Here is a 20415-nt window from a genome sequence, read left to right on the forward strand (position 1 = left end):
ATGTCAACAGAAATGCAAAATTCTAAAGGACCTACACTTGTCATACTTGCTGCCGGAATAGGGAGTAGATATGGTGGTTTAAAACAGCTAGATACATTTTCGCCGCAAGGGGATACTATAATTGATTTTTCGATCTATGATGCAATTGAGGCTGGGTTTAAAAAAATTGTATTCATTATAAGAGAGAATTTATTAGAAGAGTTTAAGGAGGTTTTTGAACCTAAATTAAAAGGTAAAGCTGAGGTAGATTATGTATTTCAAGAATTAGACCGTGTGCCAGATCTCTATGTAGATTCTAATCGCACTAAACCTTGGGGAACAGGACACGCCTTATTACTAACTAAGGATGTGGTAAAAGAAAATTTTGCAATCATTAATGCAGATGACTTTTATGGGCGAGAGTCTTTTATAATAATGGCAAATGCTCTAAATAATATAGATAGGGATTCTTATCATTTTAATATGGTTGCTTTTCAGCTTAAGAATACAGTATCAAATCACGGGTATGTTTCTCGTGGCGAATGTAAAGTCTCTAAAGATGGCTATCTCGAGGATGTGACCGAACGTACACATATTGAGAAACAAGGGGATAAAATTTTAGTAAAAAACGAGAGTGGTGGCTTAGAGCCTATTGATCCGGAGACATTTGTGTCTATGAACTTTTGGGGTTTTACGCCTAAATGTTTTGAATTTGGATGGGAGCTTTTCAATGAATTTCTGGAGCGCAGTAAAGGCAATATAAAAGCCGAATTTTTTATACCTACCGTAGTAAATGAGATGTTACAATCTGATAAAGTAAGTGTAGAGGTATTAAGTACTCCCGAAAAATGGTTTGGAGTAACTTATAAAGAAGATAAAGCCATTGCGCAAACAGAAATTAAAAAATTAAAAGATAACACAGTTTACCCGGTGCACTTATGGGATTAAATACAAACGAATTAATAGCTTCAGTTTTTAATGCGTTTAATCATAACTGCACAATTACTGATATAGAAGAATTTTCTAGTGGTCACATTAATGATACCTATTTTATAAGCACTGCCGAAGGACAACAATTTGTATTGCAGCGTATAAATGATGAGGTTTTTAATAATGTAGAAGAGCTGGTTAATAATAAAGTTAAGGTGAGTAAGCATCTTGCTGCAAAACTTCCAGAATTAGATTCCGAAGAAAAAAACAGACGTGTTCTTACTTTTTTACCTGCCAAAACGGGTGCTTACTATTATCAAGATGCTTCCAATAAATATTGGAATTTAACTTACTACATAGCAAAGAGTGTTTCGTTTGATACGGTTACAAATAAAGAAATTGCTTATGAAGGCGGAAAGCTCTTTGGTAAATTTATCAGTCAGACTAGTGACTTTGATGCGTGCCAATTGGTAGAAATAATTCCGGGATTTCACGATGTTCCCAGACGGTTATTGCAATTTGAGCAGGCAAAGAAAAAAGCATCTGCAACGCGCTTAGAACTTGCAGCTTCTCAAATTGAAAAGGTAGCGGCATTACAAGAAGAAATGGTCTTATTACAGCAGTTAAAGGATGAAGGTAAAATTCCAACCCGAGTAACTCATAACGATACAAAAATTTCGAATGCGCTGTTTGACGCAAATAATAAGGGTTTGTGTGTTATCGATACAGATACCGTAATGCCCGGTATTGTGCATAATGACTTTGGAGATGCAATACGTACCATTTGCAATACTGCCGAAGAGGATCAAAAAGACTTAAGTCTGGTATCCTTTAATGTAGATTACTATGAAGCATATCTCAAGGGGTTTTTAGAGGAATTACGAGACTCATTAACAGAAATTGAAATCCAATTTTTGCCGCTAGGCGCAAAAACTATAATCTTCATAATGGGTTTACGATTTCTAACAGATTATCTGGCGGGCGATGTGTATTATAAAACTTCGTATGACGAGCACAATCTAGATCGGGCTAAAAACCAATTTAAACTTATCGAAAGTTTTGAAGATCAATATAACGAGATTTTAAAACTGAGTAAATCTATTGTAAAAGTAAAACAGCTATGAAAAAATATGTAATAACGGGTGGGGCCGGTTTTATAGGAAGTCACATTGCAGAACATCTTGTGGGAGAAGGTCATGATGTTGTTGTATTGGATAGTTTACGCACTGGATTTCAAAAAAATATCGATCCTTTTAATTTAAAATTTGAGATAGGCGATATTAGAAATATCGATACTGTAAATAAATTAGTTACCGGTGCATCAGCGATTTTTCATCTTGCGGCCTTAGTTAGTGTGCCAGAATCTATAAGTAAAATAGCCGAGTGTAATGCAATTAATGCTCAGGGAACAATTAATATTCTCGAAGCGGCAAAAAGGGCAGGAAATTGTAAAGTAATCCTATCTTCTTCTGCAGCAAATTATGGTGATAATCCGGTTTCTCCCAAAGTAGAAACGATGACACCAGAACCTTTAACACCCTATTCTATTACTAAGCTTGATGGGGAGTATTACCTCGATATGTACCGCAATCAGTTTGATGTACCTACCACCTCTTTGCGCTATTTTAATGTATTTGGTCCGCGTCAAAACCCCAAGTCGGCTTATGCTGCAGTAGTTCCTATTTTTATTTTAAATGCATTGCAAAACAAGCCACTTACAATTTATGGTGATGGGCAGCAAACGCGTGATTTTATCTATGTAAAAGATGTTGTAGCAGCAAATTTACTAGCATCACAAACAGGTAAAGGGGTTTATAACGTGGCATTAGGAAACAGTACTTCTGTACTGGAACTGGCAGAATTTATTATCAAAATAACCAATTCAAAGTCTGAGATACTATTTAAAGAAACGAGAGCTGGTGATATAAAGCACTCTCAGGCAAATCCAGAAAAATTTCAGAAAGAAGGGTTTAAACCAAAGTATTCTATAGAAGAAGGTTTAAAAGAAACTGTAGCATTTTATGAAAGTGAATTGCTGGCACAAGTAAAACAAGCATAATGGCCGATACTGCAACACATATAAAAGAACCACAGGATTCAAAAAAAGTTTCAATTGCTATCATAGCCGGAATGTTTTTTATACTGGGATTTGTAACCTGGATAAATGGGGCGCTTATTCCATTTATGAAAGCTATTAATGAACTCACCGACCAGCAGTCGTATCTGGTTGCATCTGCATCTTACATCTCGTTTGTGGTGATAGCGCTTCCGGCATCTGCCATATTAAAACGAATAGGCTACTGCAAAGGGATGTCACTGGGTTTATTTATTATGGGGTTAGGAGCATTGGTTTTTGTGCCGGCCGCAGAAGCACGTACATATTCTTATTTTCTCATAGGAATATTTATTCAGGGAGCAGGAATGACGTTGTTACAAACAGCGGTAAATCCTTATATCACCATTTTGGGTCCTATTAAGAGTGCTGCAAAACGCATTGCTATTATGGGGATTTCTAATAAAGTTGCCGGTGCTCTGGGATCTCTGATATTTGGTGCTTTATTACTTTCGGGGATTGAAGCAACTCAAGATAAAATTAAGCTTGTTGAAACTAGTGAGAAAAATGTATTACTAGATCAAATGGCAGATAGCGTGGTATGGCCCTATATTATTATGGCTATATGCCTATTTATTTTTGCACTGCTCATACGTAAAGCACCATTACCCGAGCTAGAAGCTACCGAATCTGATGAACCGGGAGCAGAAGTTTCAAAAAAAACGGTACTTCATTTTCCGCATTTGCTATTTGGGGTTTTAGCACTTTTTGTTTACGTAGGTGTTGAGGTTATTGCTGGTGATAGTATCATTTCTTACGGTTTGGCACAGGGGTTTCCTGCAGAACAATCTAAGTTTTTTACCTCTTATACGTTGCTTGCAATGGTTTGCTCTTATGCATTAGGAATATTTTTAATACCTAAGTACATAGAGCAACGCAACGCATTAATTATAAGTGCCACATTAGGTATTGTATTAAGTGTGTTAATCATTAATACCACAGCATTTACTTCGGTATTACTAATTGCGGCATTAGGTATTGCAAATGCAATGGTGTGGCCTGCAATATGGCCTTTATCGCTTAGTAATCTAGGAAAACATACAAAAACAGGTTCTGCATTGCTGGTAATGGGTATTTCTGGTGGTGCGTTAATTCCACCGTTATACGGTAGACTTGTAGATGTCAATAAAGCAGATTTAATACAAGAAGGAACTACCGCTGCAGTTGCTGCGGGAGAAGCAGCAAACTCAGGTTACATCTTATTAATCCCTTGTTACCTTATCATCCTGTTATTTGCAATTTGGGGATGTCGCATAAAAAGTTGGTCAAAATAAAAACAATAAAAAGAAAACAAGAATGTTCACTAGTACAATAGACACTGCTACCGAATTTGAAAAACGTTTTGAGAAAATCAATACTCATGTTTTTGATAATTCCACGAATGCGTCAAAAGCAGTAGCTCAACAAATAGCTGCACTTATTAAAGAAAAGCAAAGCCAAAATAAAACTTGTGTATTAGGATTAGCAACGGGCTCGTCGCCCAAGAGCTTGTATGCAGAACTGGTGCGATTACATCGAGAAGAACAATTGAGTTTTAAAAATGTAATCACCTTCAATCTGGATGAGTATTACCCAATGAAGGCAGAATCGATACACAGTTATGTACGATTTATGAATGAGCAGCTTTTTGATCATATAGATATTTTAAAAGAAAATATTCATATACCCGATGGAACGCTTGCAAAAAATGAGATTGCTGGTTTTTGTACTCAATATGAGGATCAAATCGAAAAAGTAGGAGGGATTGATTTACAAATCTTAGGAATAGGAGGTAACGGTCATATAGGCTTTAACGAATCTGGATCTTTGCAAAATTCTAAAACACGCCTGGTAGCACTAGACCACAGTACTCGTATTGCTGCAAGTAAAGAGTTTGAAGGCTTAAAAAACACACCCCGTACGGCAATTACACTTGGCGTTCATAAAATAATGGAGGCTAAGCGGGTTATACTTTTAGCCTGGGGCGAAAGTAAATCTGCAATTATTGCAAAAGCAGTAGAAGAAGGACTTACTAATCTTGTGCCGGCATCTTTTTTACAAGAGCATCAACATGTAGATTTTGTGTTGGATAAAGAGGCTGCGTCTAAGCTTACCCGTATTAACAAACCGTGGTTAGTAGAAGAAGTAAATTGGACGGATAAACTGATTAGTAAAGCGGTTTTAGATTTGGCCATAAGCTTAGAAAAACCCATTCTAATGCTTACCGATGCAGATTATATTGAGAACGGAATGAGCGATTTGCTGGCACAAATGGGCCTGGCATACGATATCAACATACGCATATTTAATAAACTACAAAATACCATTACGGGCTGGCCGGGAGGAAAACCGGGTGCAGATGATAGCAAGCGACCAGAGCGAGCACTGCCAGCTAAAAAACGCGTGTTAATTTTTAGTCCGCATCCTGATGACGATATCATAAGTATGGGGGGCACGTTTAAGCGATTACACGAGCAGGGACATGAAGTACATGTGGCTTACCAAACATCAGGAAATATAGCAGTAGCCGATGATGAGGCGATACGTTTTGCAAAATTTATCACAGATTATAATGAGGCATTTGGTATTTCTTGTGACGAAGCGCAAAGTATTTATAATAAGAGTTTTGATTTTCTAAAAACCAAAGAAATAGGAGGTATAGACATTCCCGAACTTCGAAAAATTAAAGGGATAATTCGTCGTGGAGAAGCTCGAGCTACCAGCCATTTTGTGGGCTTACCCGATAGTCAGATTCATTTTATGAATTTGCCGTTTTACGAAACAGGAGCAATTGAAAAAAATCCATTAGGTGTTGAAGATATAGCGCTTACAATAGATCTTATAGAGCAAATTAAGCCACATCAAATTTACGCAGCTGGAGATCTTGCAGATCCGCACGGAACCCACAAAGTGTGTCTTGATGCTGTTTTTGAGGCTTTGAAACAAATCAAGCATAAAGATTTTATGAAAGACTGCTGGTTGTGGTTATACCGTGGTGCATGGCAAGAATGGGGTATTGACGAGTTTGATATGGCGGTACCTATGGGACCAGATCAGGTAATAGAAAAGCGTTTTGGAATATTTAAGCACCAGTCCCAAAAAGACGGAGTTGTTTTTCAAGGGTCAGACAGTAGAGAGTTTTGGCAACGTGCAGAAGATCGTAACCGCGAGACCGCAGAGTTGTATGACAAGCTCGGACTTGCGCATTATGCAGCAATGGAAGCTTTTGTAAAATGGGAATATTAATAGAATAACAATGACATTAATAAAATCAATATCGGGAATACGAGGTACTATAGGCGGTGCTACGAGTGATAACTTAACACCTCTAGACACTGTAAAATTTGCAGCAGCTTACGGTACCTGGTTAAAAGCTGAGAATACAAACCAAAAAATAAAAATAGTAATAGGTCGTGACGCCCGTTTGTCTGGTAGTATGGTAAGCGGATTAATCAGCAACACATTACTAGGGCTGGGAATAGATGTGATAGATTTAGAACTATCTACCACACCTACAGTAGAACTAGCGGTCGTAAGAGAAGGGGTACATGGGGGAATAATTGTAACCGCAAGTCATAATCCCAAACAATGGAATGCCTTAAAATTACTTAATCATAAAGGCGAATTTTTAAATGCTGAAGAAGGAAGTAAAATTATAGCACTCGCTGAGAAAGAGGCTTACGATTTTGCTGAAGTAGATGATTTAGGTAGTTATTCTGTAAATACGAATGCAATTGAGGCGCATATCGATGAAGTATTGGCTTTAGAACACGTTGCTGTTGAAGCAATAAAAGCCAAAGATTTTAAGGTTGTGGTCGATGCCGTAAATTCTACGGGAGGAATCGCTATCCCTGCGTTATTAGAACGATTAGGCGTGACCTGTATACCATTGTACTGTGAGCCTACGGGACATTTCCCACATAATCCTGAGCCCCTGGCAGAACATTTAACAGCTATTTCTAAACGTGTAGTTGAGGAGCAAGCAGATTTAGGATTTGTGGTAGATCCAGATGTAGATAGGTTGGCTATTGTAAATGAAGACGGGACTATGTTTGGGGAAGAATATACACTCGTAGCTTGTGCTGATTATATTCTAGGTAAAACACCGGGAACTACAGTATCTAATTTGTCTTCAACACGCGTACTTAATGATGTATCTGTAGGCTATGACCAACCTTATTTTGCCAGCGCAGTAGGTGAAGTAAATGTGGTTACCAAGATGAAAGAAGTGGAAGCGGTAATAGGTGGAGAGGGGAATGGAGGTATTATTTACCCCGAATCACATTATGGACGTGATGCTTTGGTAGGTATTGCTCTGTTTTTATCGCATCTCGCCGAAACCGGAAAAAGCTGTAAAGAATTACGTAATTCTTATCCTGCATTTTTTATAGCCAAAGAGAAATTAGAGTTACCTGCAGCTACAGATATTGATGCATTATTAATGCAGATACAAAAGGTCTATGCCAACGAAGAAGTTAATACAATCGACGGGACTAAAATAATCTTTAAAAATAAAGAGTGGGTGCATATGCGTAAATCCAATACAGAACCTATTGTACGCATTTATGCAGAGAGTGCTTCACCAAAACAAGCAGAAGAACTTGCTCAATTGATGATAAAAACGATAACAGATTTAATTTAAAAAGCTACCACATTGCAAAATATGCGCTTCTATATATCACGTTTACTGGCTTTACTTCTTTTGATAAGTACGGCTATATATATGAGCGCATATACAGAACCGTTATTTTTTAATGATAAAGTTGATAAAGCCGTTATAAAAGCTTTTATAAAAGATTCTATTCCTGTGGAAATTGATCTTATTTATGATAATGACTCTTTGCCCGATCAATATTATAGTTATATCGAAACCCCAGTCTGTGAAGAAGGAATTTGTTACGATCTCAAAGTACATTTGTATTGGGATTTATTAGGCAACTTCGTTAACTATAAAGAGGTAGCTTCAGATCCTTTTACAAAATACGAGCACGAGCTTTTTACTGCTGAAGATCACAGTAAACTCCGTAAGATTTTAGCAGATAAAACTTCGCCACTTGCTAATTATAATCCGGATGATTTAGTCGATAAGAGTAAAACCTTGTATTCTCCATTAATAGATGCTGTGGTAGGGGCAACCTATCCTGCTTTAAAAAGTAGTGTGGTGCCGGGAGCAGTTTATAGTACACATACCTTATGGAATATTGTAAACGGTACTTTGGCAGATAAAATTAAAGCTTATACTATAGCACATAGTAATGAAGCTGTTTTATTAAAAATGGCACATTCTTCTAGTAAAGATTTACAACTTTATGCATTGCGAAATCTTGATACAACTAGTAACATTTACCCTAAAGTTTTAATACAACTTGCAAAAGACGGTATAGATTACGTTCCTTATTTCGCAATTGCGAAAATCACTCAAGAAATGTGGCTGGATGCATCCCTACAAAAAGAACTTATAAGCTTGCTTGCAACTACTGGTTTTGAAATGCAAAATGAAATATTAAACGGCTTGAGTGCTACACAGCTGAGTGCTTCAAATACTGCTGTTTTATTAGATCAATACGTTAGTTTAGAAAAGAGTCAGTTTAAAAAATTAACCTCAATTCTAAAAAATAATATTGCCCATTTCAGCCATAAAGAAATAGAAACATTACAAAAAATAGCTGCAGAAACTAACAATACGTTTGCTCCATTTGCTAACGAATTATTAAAAAGTAAAACTGAATAAACGGTTTAAAAATAACAGTATGAATAAGAGAAGAGGGTTTTTAAAAACATTAGGTATAGGGTCAGGAGCCGTTGCTCTGGGAGGTCCTATAAGTACTTTATTTGCTGCAAATAACAGCGAGTTCTCCTTTGATGGAGATAACAATACGATTAATAGAGGTGAATTTCTTTCAAAAACGGAAGCTTATACTAAAGTTACTTACAACGTAGATGTTTGTATCGTAGGCGGTGGAATGTCTGGTATTTGTGCAGCATTGGCCGCAGCGCGTAACGGTCAAAAAGTACTTTTAATGCAAGATCGTTCACGACTGGGAGGTAATGCCAGTAGTGAGATAAGAATGCATATCTCTGGAGCTAGTCAGCTTAAACAAGTATGGCGAGAAACAGGTATTCTTGAAGAGCTGGTTTTAACAGAAGCGGTAACAAACCCTCAGCGCTCTTATGAAATGTGGGACTTTGTATTGTATGATAAAATAGTTTCTGAACCTAATATAACTCTACTGTTAGATACAGCATTTTACGATGCAGAAGTAAGTAATAATACTATTAAGAAAATATGGGGAATCTGTTCTCCTACCGAAGAAATTTCAGAAATAACCGCTACCTATTTTACAGACTGTACAGGTGATGGTTCACTTGCTGCAAAAACCGGAGCAAAGTGTATGCGGGGTCGCGAAGCAAAATCAACTTTTGATGAGTCATTGGCTGTAGATGTTGCAGATCAAAAAACAATGGGTAACAGTATCCTGTTTATGGCACAACCTCATGAGGAAGAGATGCCTTATACACCACCTAGTTGGGCTCGTAAATACACAACTAAGGATTTTGTACATCGTAATATAGGTTCTTATGAGTATGGGTACTGGTGGTTAGAACTTGGTGGAGCTATAGATATAATTAGTGACGGTCAGCAAAACAGGCACGATTTACTGGCAACCTTGTTTGGAGTATGGGATTATATAAAAAATTCGGGTAATCATCCAGAATCTGCAAACTGGGCATTATCATGGGTAGGTATGATTCCTGGTAAGCGCGAAAGTCGTCGTATTGTAGGTCCTTATATTATGAAACAACAAGATATACAGGCGGCCACACTGTTTGAAGACCGAGTAGCTTATGGAGGATGGCCACTTGATGATCATCCGCCGGGAGGAATGGATACTACAGGTGATGTACCTTATGTTTCTATCCCGTTAAAAGAACCTTATTCGATACCGTTTAGATCACTTTTTAGTGTAAATATTGAGAATTTATTATTTGCAGGCAGAAATATTAGTGTATCTCACGTAGCCTTATCATCTACACGTGTTATGGCAACTTGTGCAACTTTAGGGCAGGCAGTAGGTACAGCAATGGCATATTGTTTAAACCATAAATTAACTCCGCTTAGCTTAGCAACTACCGCAGAGCAAATGTTTAAATTTCAGCAATTGCTACTTAAGCAAGATCAAGCAATTCTAGGAATACGTAATGAAGATAAAAATGATTTGGCTAAGAATGCTAAAGTAAAAAGTTCTTCTGAAACTCAGGATGGTACTGCTTCAAAAATAATTGACGGGATAAACAGAGACATAGCAGATGGCAAAGTACATCAATGGCGTGCTTCGCTAGAAGGAGGCTCACAGTGGATTGAACTGTCCTGGAAAAAGGCGGTAACGCTTAATCATATTCAGCTTACGTTTGACACAGGTCTTGATAGATTTTTACGCATGTCTCCACAAGATTGGGTTTATAATGATCAGGTGCGCGGACCACAACCCGAAACGATTAAAAGCTATACCATAGAAGCAGAAACCAGCAACGGAGCTAAAAAAATTATAGAGGTAGAAAATAACTTTTTGCGTCTAGCTAGTCACAGTTTTGATGATCTTAAGGTAAAGGCATTACGCATTACGGTAAGTAAAACTCATGGAGATAAACTAGCCAGATTATTTGAAGTGCGTTGCTACCGCGAAAACCAGATTTAATAAATATATAGTTAAAATATAAAGCCCTTTAAAATGGAAAATAAACGAAGAAAATTCATGAAGTTAACCTCTATAGGTGCAGTAGGCCTAATGGGAGGAAATATATGGTCTGCAGAAGCTGATTTATCATTGCAAAATTCTAAACGTTTAAACCCGGGTATTTCCTCTTTTAATATGTCTGGTTTTGCAGCACCAAAAATTGATGAGGTTCGTATAGGTTTTATAGGGCTGGGAATGCGTGGACCTGGAGCGGTAAAGCGCATGAGTTTAATAGAAGGAGTTTCTATAAAAGGCTTATGTGATTTGCGCGAAAAAAGTGTTTTAAAATCTAAAGAATTATTAAAAGATACCAAGCACGAACCTGATTTGTATTACGGCAGCGCCTATGCCTGGAAAGAAATGGTAGATCGCGATGATATAGATTTAATATACATCGCTACACCCTGGGATTGGCATACTCCTATGGCTGTTTATGCGATGGAAGCCGGTAAGCATGTAGCTGTAGAAGTACCAGCTGCCAAAACAATTGATGAAGCCTGGGAACTGGTAGAAACTTCAGAGCGTACGCAAAAGCATTGTATGATGCTAGAAAACTGTTGCTATGATTTCTTTGAGTTACTAACGCTTAATATGGCGCGTCAAAACTATTTTGGCGATATCATACACGGCGAAGGCGCATATATTCACAACCTGCTCGATCTTAATTTTGATAAAGAAAACGGGTATCAAAACATGTGGCGATTGGAAGAAAACGCTACCCGTAATGGTAATTTATATCCTACACATGGTCTAGGACCTGTATGCCAGATTATGAATATAAATCGGGGTGATCAAATGGATTATCTAAACTCTTTGTCATCGGCAGATTTTGATATGCAGCAACGTGCTAAAAATCGTGCAAAAACAGATCCATTTTTTTCTGATTATGCCAATAAAAATTTTAGAGGCAATATCAATACCACCCTTATAAAGACTAAAAAGGGTAGAAGTATTATGGTGCAACATGATGTGAGTTCGCCAAGACCCTACTCACGTATACATATGATTAGCGGTACAAAGGCATTCGCCCAAAAGTGGCCAACCCCGGGAAAAATTGCGGTAAACGACATCTGGCTTACCGATAAAGAAATGAGTGGAGTAGAAGATAAGTACACACCCGAAATTGTAAAAAAAGTAGGAAAGCTAGCCAAAAAGATTGGAGGACACGGTGGTATGGATTTTATTATGGACTGGCGCCTTATAGATTGTCTTCGTAATGGATTACCGCTCGATCAAGATGTATATGATGCTGCTTTATGGAGCGCTATAACTCCCCTAAGTGAGTATAGTGTTGCAAATAGATCTAACTCTGTAGATGTACCAGATTTTACACGAGGAAACTGGAAAACTAATGAACCTGTAGATATAGGCTTAAAAGGTGCTGGTAATACATCTGTGAATTTTAAGTAACAACTTATTTTATATGTTTAAGAATAGTTTTTTATTTGGCTTTTTATTCTTAATCCTTATGGAGTGTAATCCTGGGCTTTATGCTCAGGATACAACTCCTGTAAAACTTCAATTTGAGAATCCAGAAGTATTATTACAATTTGATAAAGATGCAAACAGTAAGATAGCGCTAAGCGATACGCATTATCATTTTGGCAAAAAATCATTGCAATGGGATTTTAAAAAGTCGAGCTATTTACAAACCCATAATTTTAAAATTTTATCTGAAGCTGAAAGTCCGTTGGCTTATGGAGATTATTTTCCAAACAGCCCTACAGTAGTTTTATCGATTTATAACGAACAAATTCAAGCCGGTAGTTTGCGTATATCTTATGGAGATCAAGCAAATCAAGAAGAAGTTTGGTTTGATATACCGCTTAACTTTACTGGTTGGCGCACCGTATGGGTGCCATTTTATGAAATGCAAGGGAATGCTCCACAACCCAATACTCAAATTAAATTTACCTCTTTTAAAATTCAAGCAATCGATGTAGTTGAAGGACGTGTTTTTCTAGACGATTTGGTGTTCTCTCAATATCAAGATGATCGGTATGCTTATCCAGATTTTTTAGTTCCTTTTATAAAGAAAAATTTCGCCCCCGAGCGTGATCATTGGATGCCGTCTTTAGCCTATTATGACAATTTATTAAAATTGCCCGTTAAGAGTTTATCACAATCCAGACAAGCTGAACTTGATACTATTGAAGCGCGTTTACAAGCTCGTTTAAAAAGTGCAGATACACTAGATGATAAATTAGCATATGCTACTCAAGTTTATCAGAAACTAGCGCTTGTAGAAGGAGAAACTATTAAAGGCAGACCTATAACCTTTAGAAATAGTGAGACTTATTTTGACGAAACCCCTAAATATGATGAGGATTATATTGAGGTGCATCGATTTGGTCAGATTATGTTACAATTGGCACAAATTTATAGTGTGTCTGATGCTGTAACTCAAGCTAAAATAGCCGATTATTTTACTACAGCAACACGCTATTTTTTAGATCAGGGATGGCAGGCAGGAGCTTCTGGAGGTACTCGACATCATATAGGTTATAGCCTTGAAGATATTGCTGTAGCTTTTTTTATTATGAGAAAACCTCTTGAAGATGCGCAGTTACTTAATGATGTAGGAGCAAGTATGCAATGGGTTTTTAATTTGGGTAAAATCTTGGCAGATGAAAAGGATTTTGTTGCAAATATTGATTACTTCAATACACAGTCATTTTATCATTTAATGATTATTTATATGCGTACAGACCCTGAGCAAATAGCCGCATTGCTTGAGCATTATAGTAAGTATATGTCTATCACATTGGCTCAGGATGATGTACATGGAGTTTTTAAGGTAGATGGTACTTCCTGGCATCACGGCGGACATTACCCAGCATATGGTATGGGCGCTTTTAAAAACTTACCAAAAGTATTTAGAACGCTTGCCGGCACGCATTTTCAGATAGGAACTGCAGGTCATAAAAACTTTAAAAAAGCACTTTTAACTACACGTTTATATAGCAATACCTATGATTTTGGATTTGCTAATGCGGGAAGACATCCGCTAGAAGATAACTCGATTGAATTTTTACAACCTCAATTTCTGGATATGGTTTTTTCGGGAAATCCTGAGCATACCGCTAAGGTTGATGCAGATTTTGGGAGTGCTTATTTAAGACTTTGGGGAAATGAAGATGCTAAAAATAAAGAGGTTTTGACAAACCACTATAATTTAAAACCAGAGCAGCTACCGGGATATCATACATTACCCTATGCTGCTACGGCGATACATCGTCGCAATACTTGGGCTGCAATACTAAAAGGTTACAGTAAGTATGTATGGGCATCAGAAATTTATATTGCTTCTAATCGATATGGAAGATACCCTGCAAATGGAACCATTCAATTACTATCTGAAAAAGGCGAGGAGCAAAGTGGGTACAGTCAGTTAGGCTGGGATTGGAATCGGTATCCCGGAGCTACGATTATAAATCTTCCGTTAGATAAATTAGAGTCAGATTTATCATTGTTGATGTTTAAATCAAATCAAACTTTTGCAGGAGCAGTACAGCAAGATGATAATGGGGTTTTTGCAATGATTCTTGATGAAAGCAGGGGTTCTAATGCTGATGGACAACGCGGAGCATATGGATTTTCAGGAAAATTGAAAGCACATAAATCGGTGTTTTCTTTTGGAGATAAATTAATCTGTATAGGAAGTGATATCTCAAGTGTAGATGCAAATCATGATGTAGAAACGGTATTGTTTCAAAACAACCTTGAGTATGCTATACAACAGCCTTTTAGCAAATACACAGGTACACTAGATAAATCGCCTATAGATAAGCATTGGGAAACCTCAAAACAAAAAGACTGGTTGATAGATTCTTTTGGAAATGCTTATCACATACTTTCAGATAACTCGGTACATTTAAAACAAGGTCATCAACAATCATATCATAATAAATATTCAATCAATACAGGGAAAATGAACCCTAAAGGAAATGGGGTTAAAGAAACAGAAGGAGATTATGCCGTTGCCTGGATTAATCATGGGAAAGCACCACAACAGGCAAATTATCAATATGTCATTTATCCTTTTATAAGTAAAGAGCGAATAAAAAGTATACAAACAGAAGCCTTTAAAGATGTTAGTTTTAAAATAAAAAGAGCAGATAATCAGGCACATATTGTTTATGATAAAATCTCACAATCTACCGGATATGCAATTTACGATGCCAGTTTAGATTTAAAAGAGGAGTTGTTGCAAAAAGTTAGTTTACCATCACTAATACTAATTAAAGAGGTAGATAAAAAAACCCGACAAATTAATATTGTACAGCCCGATCTTAATTTTTATGATAAAACGGGTGATTATACTAATGGATTGAGCCATCCTTTACCTTTAAAATTTAATCTAAAAGGAAAATGGAACATTGTAAATAAAACTAAAGAGGTGTCTATAGAATATAGTAAGAAGCACACCATTGTACATGTGAATTCAACACACGGTAAAACTTACGATTACATTTTTGTGAAGAACTATTAACATTACTATAGTCCCAAAAAATTATATTTAAAAATTAACTAGTGCGATAACGATATGTTAAATAAAAATTACAAAAAAATAATGTGTTCGAACACATAATTGAAAAATTATTAGTAGATTAGTAAAATATTAACAAAGTAGCTGTTGATATTTTGGGCAAGGAATCATAATCTACTCTTTATAAACCTTGAGAATACGAAAACAAATACATCAAATAATCTAAAGAAACACGAATACAAATCTAAAATCAATAATTATGAATCAACCTGCAATACGGAATTGTCTCAAAGCAAATTTCTTCAAATTCAAATTTCCTGTTCATTATGTATTAATGGGTCTGCTATTGCTTGTTTGCCAAAGTCAAGTATTTGCAGATTCTAAAAAAGATAATTCTCAAAACGAGGTACAATCTTTTTTAATTTCTGGAACTGTGCTCGATAACACTGGGATGCCATTACCTGGAGCAACGGTTATGGAAGTAGGAACTACTTCTGGTACACAAACTGATTTTGACGGAAAATTTAGTTTAAATCTATCAGCTGATGATGCAGTAATTAAAGTTACCTACGTTGGTTTTTTAGCACAAGAAATACCTGTAAATGGTCAAAAAACTATTTCGGTAAAACTTGAAGAAAATGTATCAAGTCTTGAGGAAGTTGTAGTGGTAGGGTATGGTACTCAATCTAAAAAAGATATTACAGGTTCTATAAGTGTTGTAAAAGGGGATGATATTACTTCTAGAAATGTAACAAATGTATCTAATGCATTACAAGGAGCTATAGCCGGGGTAAGTGTTACTCGAAGCAGCAGTGCTCCAGGTGCAGGTAATACAATTAATATTCGAGGTATAACCACTTTACAAGGAGACAGTTCGCCTTTAATTTTAGTTGATGATGTGCCGGTAGATAATATTAACGATGTAAATCCAGATCAGATAGAAAGTATCTCTGTATTAAAAGATGGTGCTTCATCTGCAATGTATGGGTCACGTGCTGCTGCTGGTGTAATTATTATCACTACAAAGCGTGGTAAAGAAGGTATTTATAAAGTTTCTTATAATGGAGAATTTATAATGAATACACCTACTGAAAACCGTAAAAATGTTGGGGTTACCCGTTATTTTGAAATGGATAACGAAAAAGCTTGGAATGATAACGGAAATACCGGAGTAGAAGATCCAACATGGGCTGCAGATTTTATTGCAAATTATGATGCAAATCATCTTGCAAATCCAGATCAGTATCCAGATACAAACTGGAAAGATCTTATCTTAAATGATGCTTCTTATGGTTACCGACACAATATTGCAGTAAGTGGTGGTTCAGAAAAAATTAAGTCTAGTCTTACTATGGGGTATGAGTATCAAGATGCTTTGTATGATCACAGCAACTGGAGACGCTATACCGCACGTATAAATAATGATATTAAGATTTCAGAAAAAATAGGTGCAAATGTAGATTTTGCGTTAAAGCTTACTACAAATAATAATCCTGTTATAGATCCTACTGATCTGGCTTTAAATTCTGGTCCAAATTATCCGGCTATATGGGAAGATGGAAGACTTGCTGGTGGCAAATCTGGCGAAAATGTATATGCTATTTTACAAAATGGAGGTTTTCAAACAAGTAAATCATATTTGTTTTATGGTAAAGTTGGAGCGTATTATAAGCCTACAGATTATTTAAAATTATCGGTGAATATTGCGCCAAATTTCAATTTTAATAAATACAAATTCTTTAATAAAGCGATTCCTTATTATGATTTTGATGATCCTAATCAAACTGGAGTACCTGCTTATATTTCGGGACACAATGCAAGTCAAAATTACTTGCTGGAAAACAGAACAAATGACAACACTTTAACAACACAAGCCCTTGTTAATTATGATAAAGATTTTGGTAAGCATTCATTAAGTGGAGTTTTGGGTTACGAGGAATTTGATGCAGATTATGAAACTTTAAGTGTGCGTGGTAATCAATTTGTAAGTGCAGATTATCCTTATTTAAGCCAGGCGCCTATAGATGGAGTTTTTGATAACGGTTCTACAATTTCAGAGAATGCCTATATCTCATACTTTGGAAGAATGGCTTACAATTATAATGATACGTATTATTTACAGGCAAATGTAAGGCGTGATGGCTCATCAAGATTTGGTAAAGATTACCGTTGGGGTTCTTTCCCCTCTGTTTCTGCAGGATGGGTACTATCAAACGAAAAATTTATGAGTCCGTTAGGTGAGACTATTTCTTTTCTTAAACTACGTGGTTCTTATGGTTCACTAGGTAATGATCGTCTAGGTAATTACTTATACTTATCTGTGTTGCAGTTTAGTAACGCATTAATTGCAAACGGAAGCAATGCAGAAGCTGTACGTTCTGCAGCACAGCGTTTTCTTGCAGTTGAAGATGTGACTTGGGAAACGACTATTTCAAAAAACATAGGTCTAGACCTGTCGATGTTTAATAATTCACTTTCTATTACAGCAGATTATTTTATAAAGGATACAGATGATATGTTACTTAATTTAAGTATTCCTTCATTAATAGGTTATGAAGATCCTACTGTTAATGTGGGTAGTATGAATACAAAAGGTTGGGAACTTGCACTTTCTTATAAAAATGCAATAGGAGATTTACAATATTCCGTTTCTGCTAATGTATTTGATTCTAAATCTATTGTAGGAGACATTAACGGAAAACGTTTAATATCTGGTAATGTAATTTCAGAAGAAGGACAAGAGTTTAGAACCTGGTACGGTTATGTATCTGATGGTATTTATCAAACCCAAGAAGAAGTAGATAACTCTGCTGTTACCAGTGCGTCAGTACGACCAGGTGATGTACGCTATAAAGATATAAGTGGTCCAGACGGTGTGCCAGATGGAGTTATTAATGAGCTAGACAAACAGTATCTGGGAGGTTCTTTGCCACGCTATCAATACGGAGGTACTTTAAATCTTAAATACAAAAATTTTGATTTTGGTTTAACGGTACAAGGTGTAGGAAAACAAAGTTTTTATTTGGCTCAAAATTACATACGTCCATTTTTATATAACTGGCAAGCGGTAAATACAATCTATGATGGTAATTATTATAGCGAGTATAATACTGCAGCAGAAAATGCAAATGCTACATATCCTAGATTATCAGAAAGTTCTTCTAGTAACAACTATCGTTTTTCTGATTTCTGGCTTAAAAATGGCGCCTATACACGTATAAAGAATATCACACTGGGTTATACTTTATCAGGCAGTGCAATACCTAATGCACCATTTACAAGCTTACGCATATTTGCTTCAGGAAATGACTTTTTTACGTTTGACAGCCTTCCAGACGGTATAGACCCAGAACAACAAAGCGGGTACTTAATTACCAAATCATTCATTTTAGGCTTAAAAGCTAACTTCTAAAAATTACAGAGATGAGAAAATATATATTCAATACCTATTATACGTTTTTAATATTAGGAGGTTTGCTTCTTAACTCCTGTACCGAGTTAGATCTTGTACAGCAGGATGCAGCAAGTTCGGCTACCTGGTATCAAAGCAAAGATCAATTTAGACAATCACTTAATGAGGGGTACCGAGAGGTTTTCTGGCCACTAGATGAGGTTTATGAAGGGATGGATGATGACTGGCAACGCCGTGATGTACTCAATGCTGTAAAAGCAGGAAATATATCTTCAGAGTATGCAAAGTCTAATACAGACTGGTCTAACCTATACAAAGGGATTGCTCGTGTACTTAAAGTTGTAAATCAACTGGAAAATCAAACCGTTCTTAATGAGGTTGAGGCTAGTCAATTTATGGGAGAAGCAAACTTTTTACGGGCTTCTTTTTATAGCTATTTGATCACCCATTTTGGCGATGTGCCTTTTTATGAAGAAGAGCTTACAGTAGATGAGTCTTTTGTAGTAGAACGTACATCAAAAGAGACTATAAAGCAAAAGCTTTATGAATATTATGATAATGCAGCTGCAAATTTGCCGGTCTCTTATAATGGATTAAAATATGCTACTAAAGGTGCAGCTTATGCAATGAAAGCTCGTCTAGCATTGTATATGGGTGATTATGAAATTGCCGCTGCAGCTGCACAAAATTGTATGGATCTTGATGAATATGAATTGTATCCCAATTATGCAGAGCTTTTTGCCCCTACTACAAAAAATTCGGTAGAAACCATATTCCATATTCCTCGTAATACCGATTTAAATATCATTAGAAATGACAATGTACGTGACTTTTTACCACGTAATCACGGGGGGTATGCAGGTCGTAATCCTACTTGGGAACTTCTTGCTTCATATGAATGTACAGATGGGTTGCCTATAGATGAGTCTCCGTTATTCGATCCGCAAAATCCTTTTAAAAACCGTGATCCAAGATTATTAGCTACGATAGCTCCTTTTGGCTCACTAGAAGATGGAGATGGTCTTGCGCCAGACTCAGGGTCAAACTTTATGGATATCGAGTACAACCCACATCCTGAAGCAAAACTAGTGCGTGATTATGAGAATAATGTAGATGTGCGTAACCAAGATACTCGTTCAATAGGTGCATTTGCGGCCTTTAACGGTCTTGTGTTTAAAAAAGGAGTTACCAAAGACTGGAAAGATTACAGAACAGATCCAGACCTAATTATTGTACGCTATGCAGATGTATTGCTCATGTATGCAGAGGCAAAAATTGAACTTAACCAGATAGATCAATCGGTACTAGAAGCTTTAAATGCTGTAAGAGACAGAGCCTATGCAAACTCATCATTTGTAAATCCAGAAATTACAACGACAAATCAAGAAGAGTTGCGTTATAAAGTGCGTAATGAACGTAGAGCAGAACTAGCTTTTGAGGGACGTCGCTATATGGATTTAATACGATGGAAACTGGCAGAAAAAGCGCTTACAGGCTTTACTTATGGCTTGCTAAATGTTACTGCAGATGCAAATACAGATGTTGCTCCTAGCGGTCCGTTAATGAGTGACCTGGTAGATAAAGATTTATGGTTCTGGGGTGAAACACCAGAAATAGATGAAGATGGCTTACCGGATTTTACAGGACTTCTTAACGCAGGATATTGCCGTACACTTAATGTAATTACATTTCCTGAGCGTCAATATTTATTTCCAATTCCCGAAGAAGATCGTTTGTTAAATCCAAATCTAACTCAAAATTCAGGATACTAATCATT

General features: G+C 36.6%; 11 protein-coding genes and 1 pseudogene. All 12 read left to right on the forward strand.

Going from position 1 to position 20415, the window contains the following annotated elements:
- The 12 genes and pseudogenes from ACEN25_RS00075 (at position 1) to ACEN25_RS00130 (ending at position 20410) form a co-directional block, all read left to right on the forward strand.
- Positions 1-927, forward strand: coding sequence for a sugar phosphate nucleotidyltransferase (locus ACEN25_RS00075; protein ID WP_441801081.1), 927 nt, complete (start codon positions 1-3; stop codon positions 925-927).
- Entirely contained in the window at positions 918-2033 is a 1116-nt protein-coding gene (locus ACEN25_RS00080) for a phosphotransferase enzyme family protein (protein ID WP_441801082.1), read from the forward strand. Before ACEN25_RS00075 ends, ACEN25_RS00080 begins: the two co-directional genes overlap by 10 nt.
- Entirely contained in the window at positions 2030-2968 is a 939-nt protein-coding gene (locus ACEN25_RS00085) for an NAD-dependent epimerase/dehydratase family protein (RefSeq protein WP_441801083.1), read from the forward strand. The genes ACEN25_RS00080 and ACEN25_RS00085 overlap by 4 nt, the downstream gene beginning before the upstream one ends.
- Positions 2968-4296, forward strand: coding sequence for a sugar MFS transporter (locus ACEN25_RS00090; RefSeq protein WP_441801084.1), 1329 nt, complete (start codon positions 2968-2970; stop codon positions 4294-4296). The genes ACEN25_RS00085 and ACEN25_RS00090 overlap by 1 nt, the downstream gene beginning before the upstream one ends.
- A pseudogene (gene nagB / locus ACEN25_RS00095) lies at positions 4295-6247 on the forward strand (glucosamine-6-phosphate deaminase); the annotation flags it as partial. The gene ACEN25_RS00090 and the pseudogene nagB, both read left to right, overlap by 2 nt.
- Before the next feature lie 10 nt (positions 6248-6257).
- Positions 6258-7643, forward strand: coding sequence for a phosphoglucosamine mutase (gene glmM / locus ACEN25_RS00100; RefSeq protein WP_441801085.1), 1386 nt, complete (start codon positions 6258-6260; stop codon positions 7641-7643).
- Positions 7644-7664: 21 nt separating this feature from the next.
- Positions 7665-8732, forward strand: a complete 1068-nt coding sequence (locus ACEN25_RS00105) for a hypothetical protein (protein ID WP_441801086.1) — start codon at positions 7665-7667, stop codon at positions 8730-8732.
- A 19-nt stretch (positions 8733-8751) separates the two neighbouring features.
- Entirely contained in the window at positions 8752-10698 is a 1947-nt protein-coding gene (locus tag ACEN25_RS00110; protein ID WP_441801087.1) for an FAD-dependent oxidoreductase, read from the forward strand.
- A gap of 57 nt (positions 10699-10755) precedes the next feature.
- Positions 10756-12147 carry a Gfo/Idh/MocA family protein gene (locus ACEN25_RS00115; RefSeq protein ID WP_441801088.1) on the forward strand — a complete coding sequence of 464 codons (1392 nt, stop codon included), beginning with the start codon at positions 10756-10758 and terminating at the stop codon, positions 12145-12147.
- A gap of 58 nt (positions 12148-12205) precedes the next feature.
- Positions 12206-15229: a chondroitinase family polysaccharide lyase gene (locus tag ACEN25_RS00120; RefSeq protein ID WP_441801089.1), complete on the forward strand. Its 3024-nt coding sequence runs from the start codon at positions 12206-12208 to the stop codon at positions 15227-15229.
- 256 nt (positions 15230-15485) lie between these two features.
- The gene (locus ACEN25_RS00125) at positions 15486-18638 is read left to right on the forward strand and encodes a SusC/RagA family TonB-linked outer membrane protein (protein ID WP_441801090.1); all 3153 of its coding nucleotides are present in this window, start codon (positions 15486-15488) and stop codon (positions 18636-18638) included.
- Positions 18639-18649: 11 nt separating this feature from the next.
- Positions 18650-20410: a RagB/SusD family nutrient uptake outer membrane protein gene (locus ACEN25_RS00130; protein ID WP_441801091.1), complete on the forward strand. Its 1761-nt coding sequence runs from the start codon at positions 18650-18652 to the stop codon at positions 20408-20410.
- The last annotated feature ends 5 nt before the right edge of the window (positions 20411-20415 follow it).

Origin of the sequence: Leeuwenhoekiella sp. W20_SRS_FM14 (assembly GCF_052119605.1) — a bacterium.
In the GTDB taxonomy this organism is placed as follows: domain Bacteria; phylum Bacteroidota; class Bacteroidia; order Flavobacteriales; family Flavobacteriaceae; genus Leeuwenhoekiella.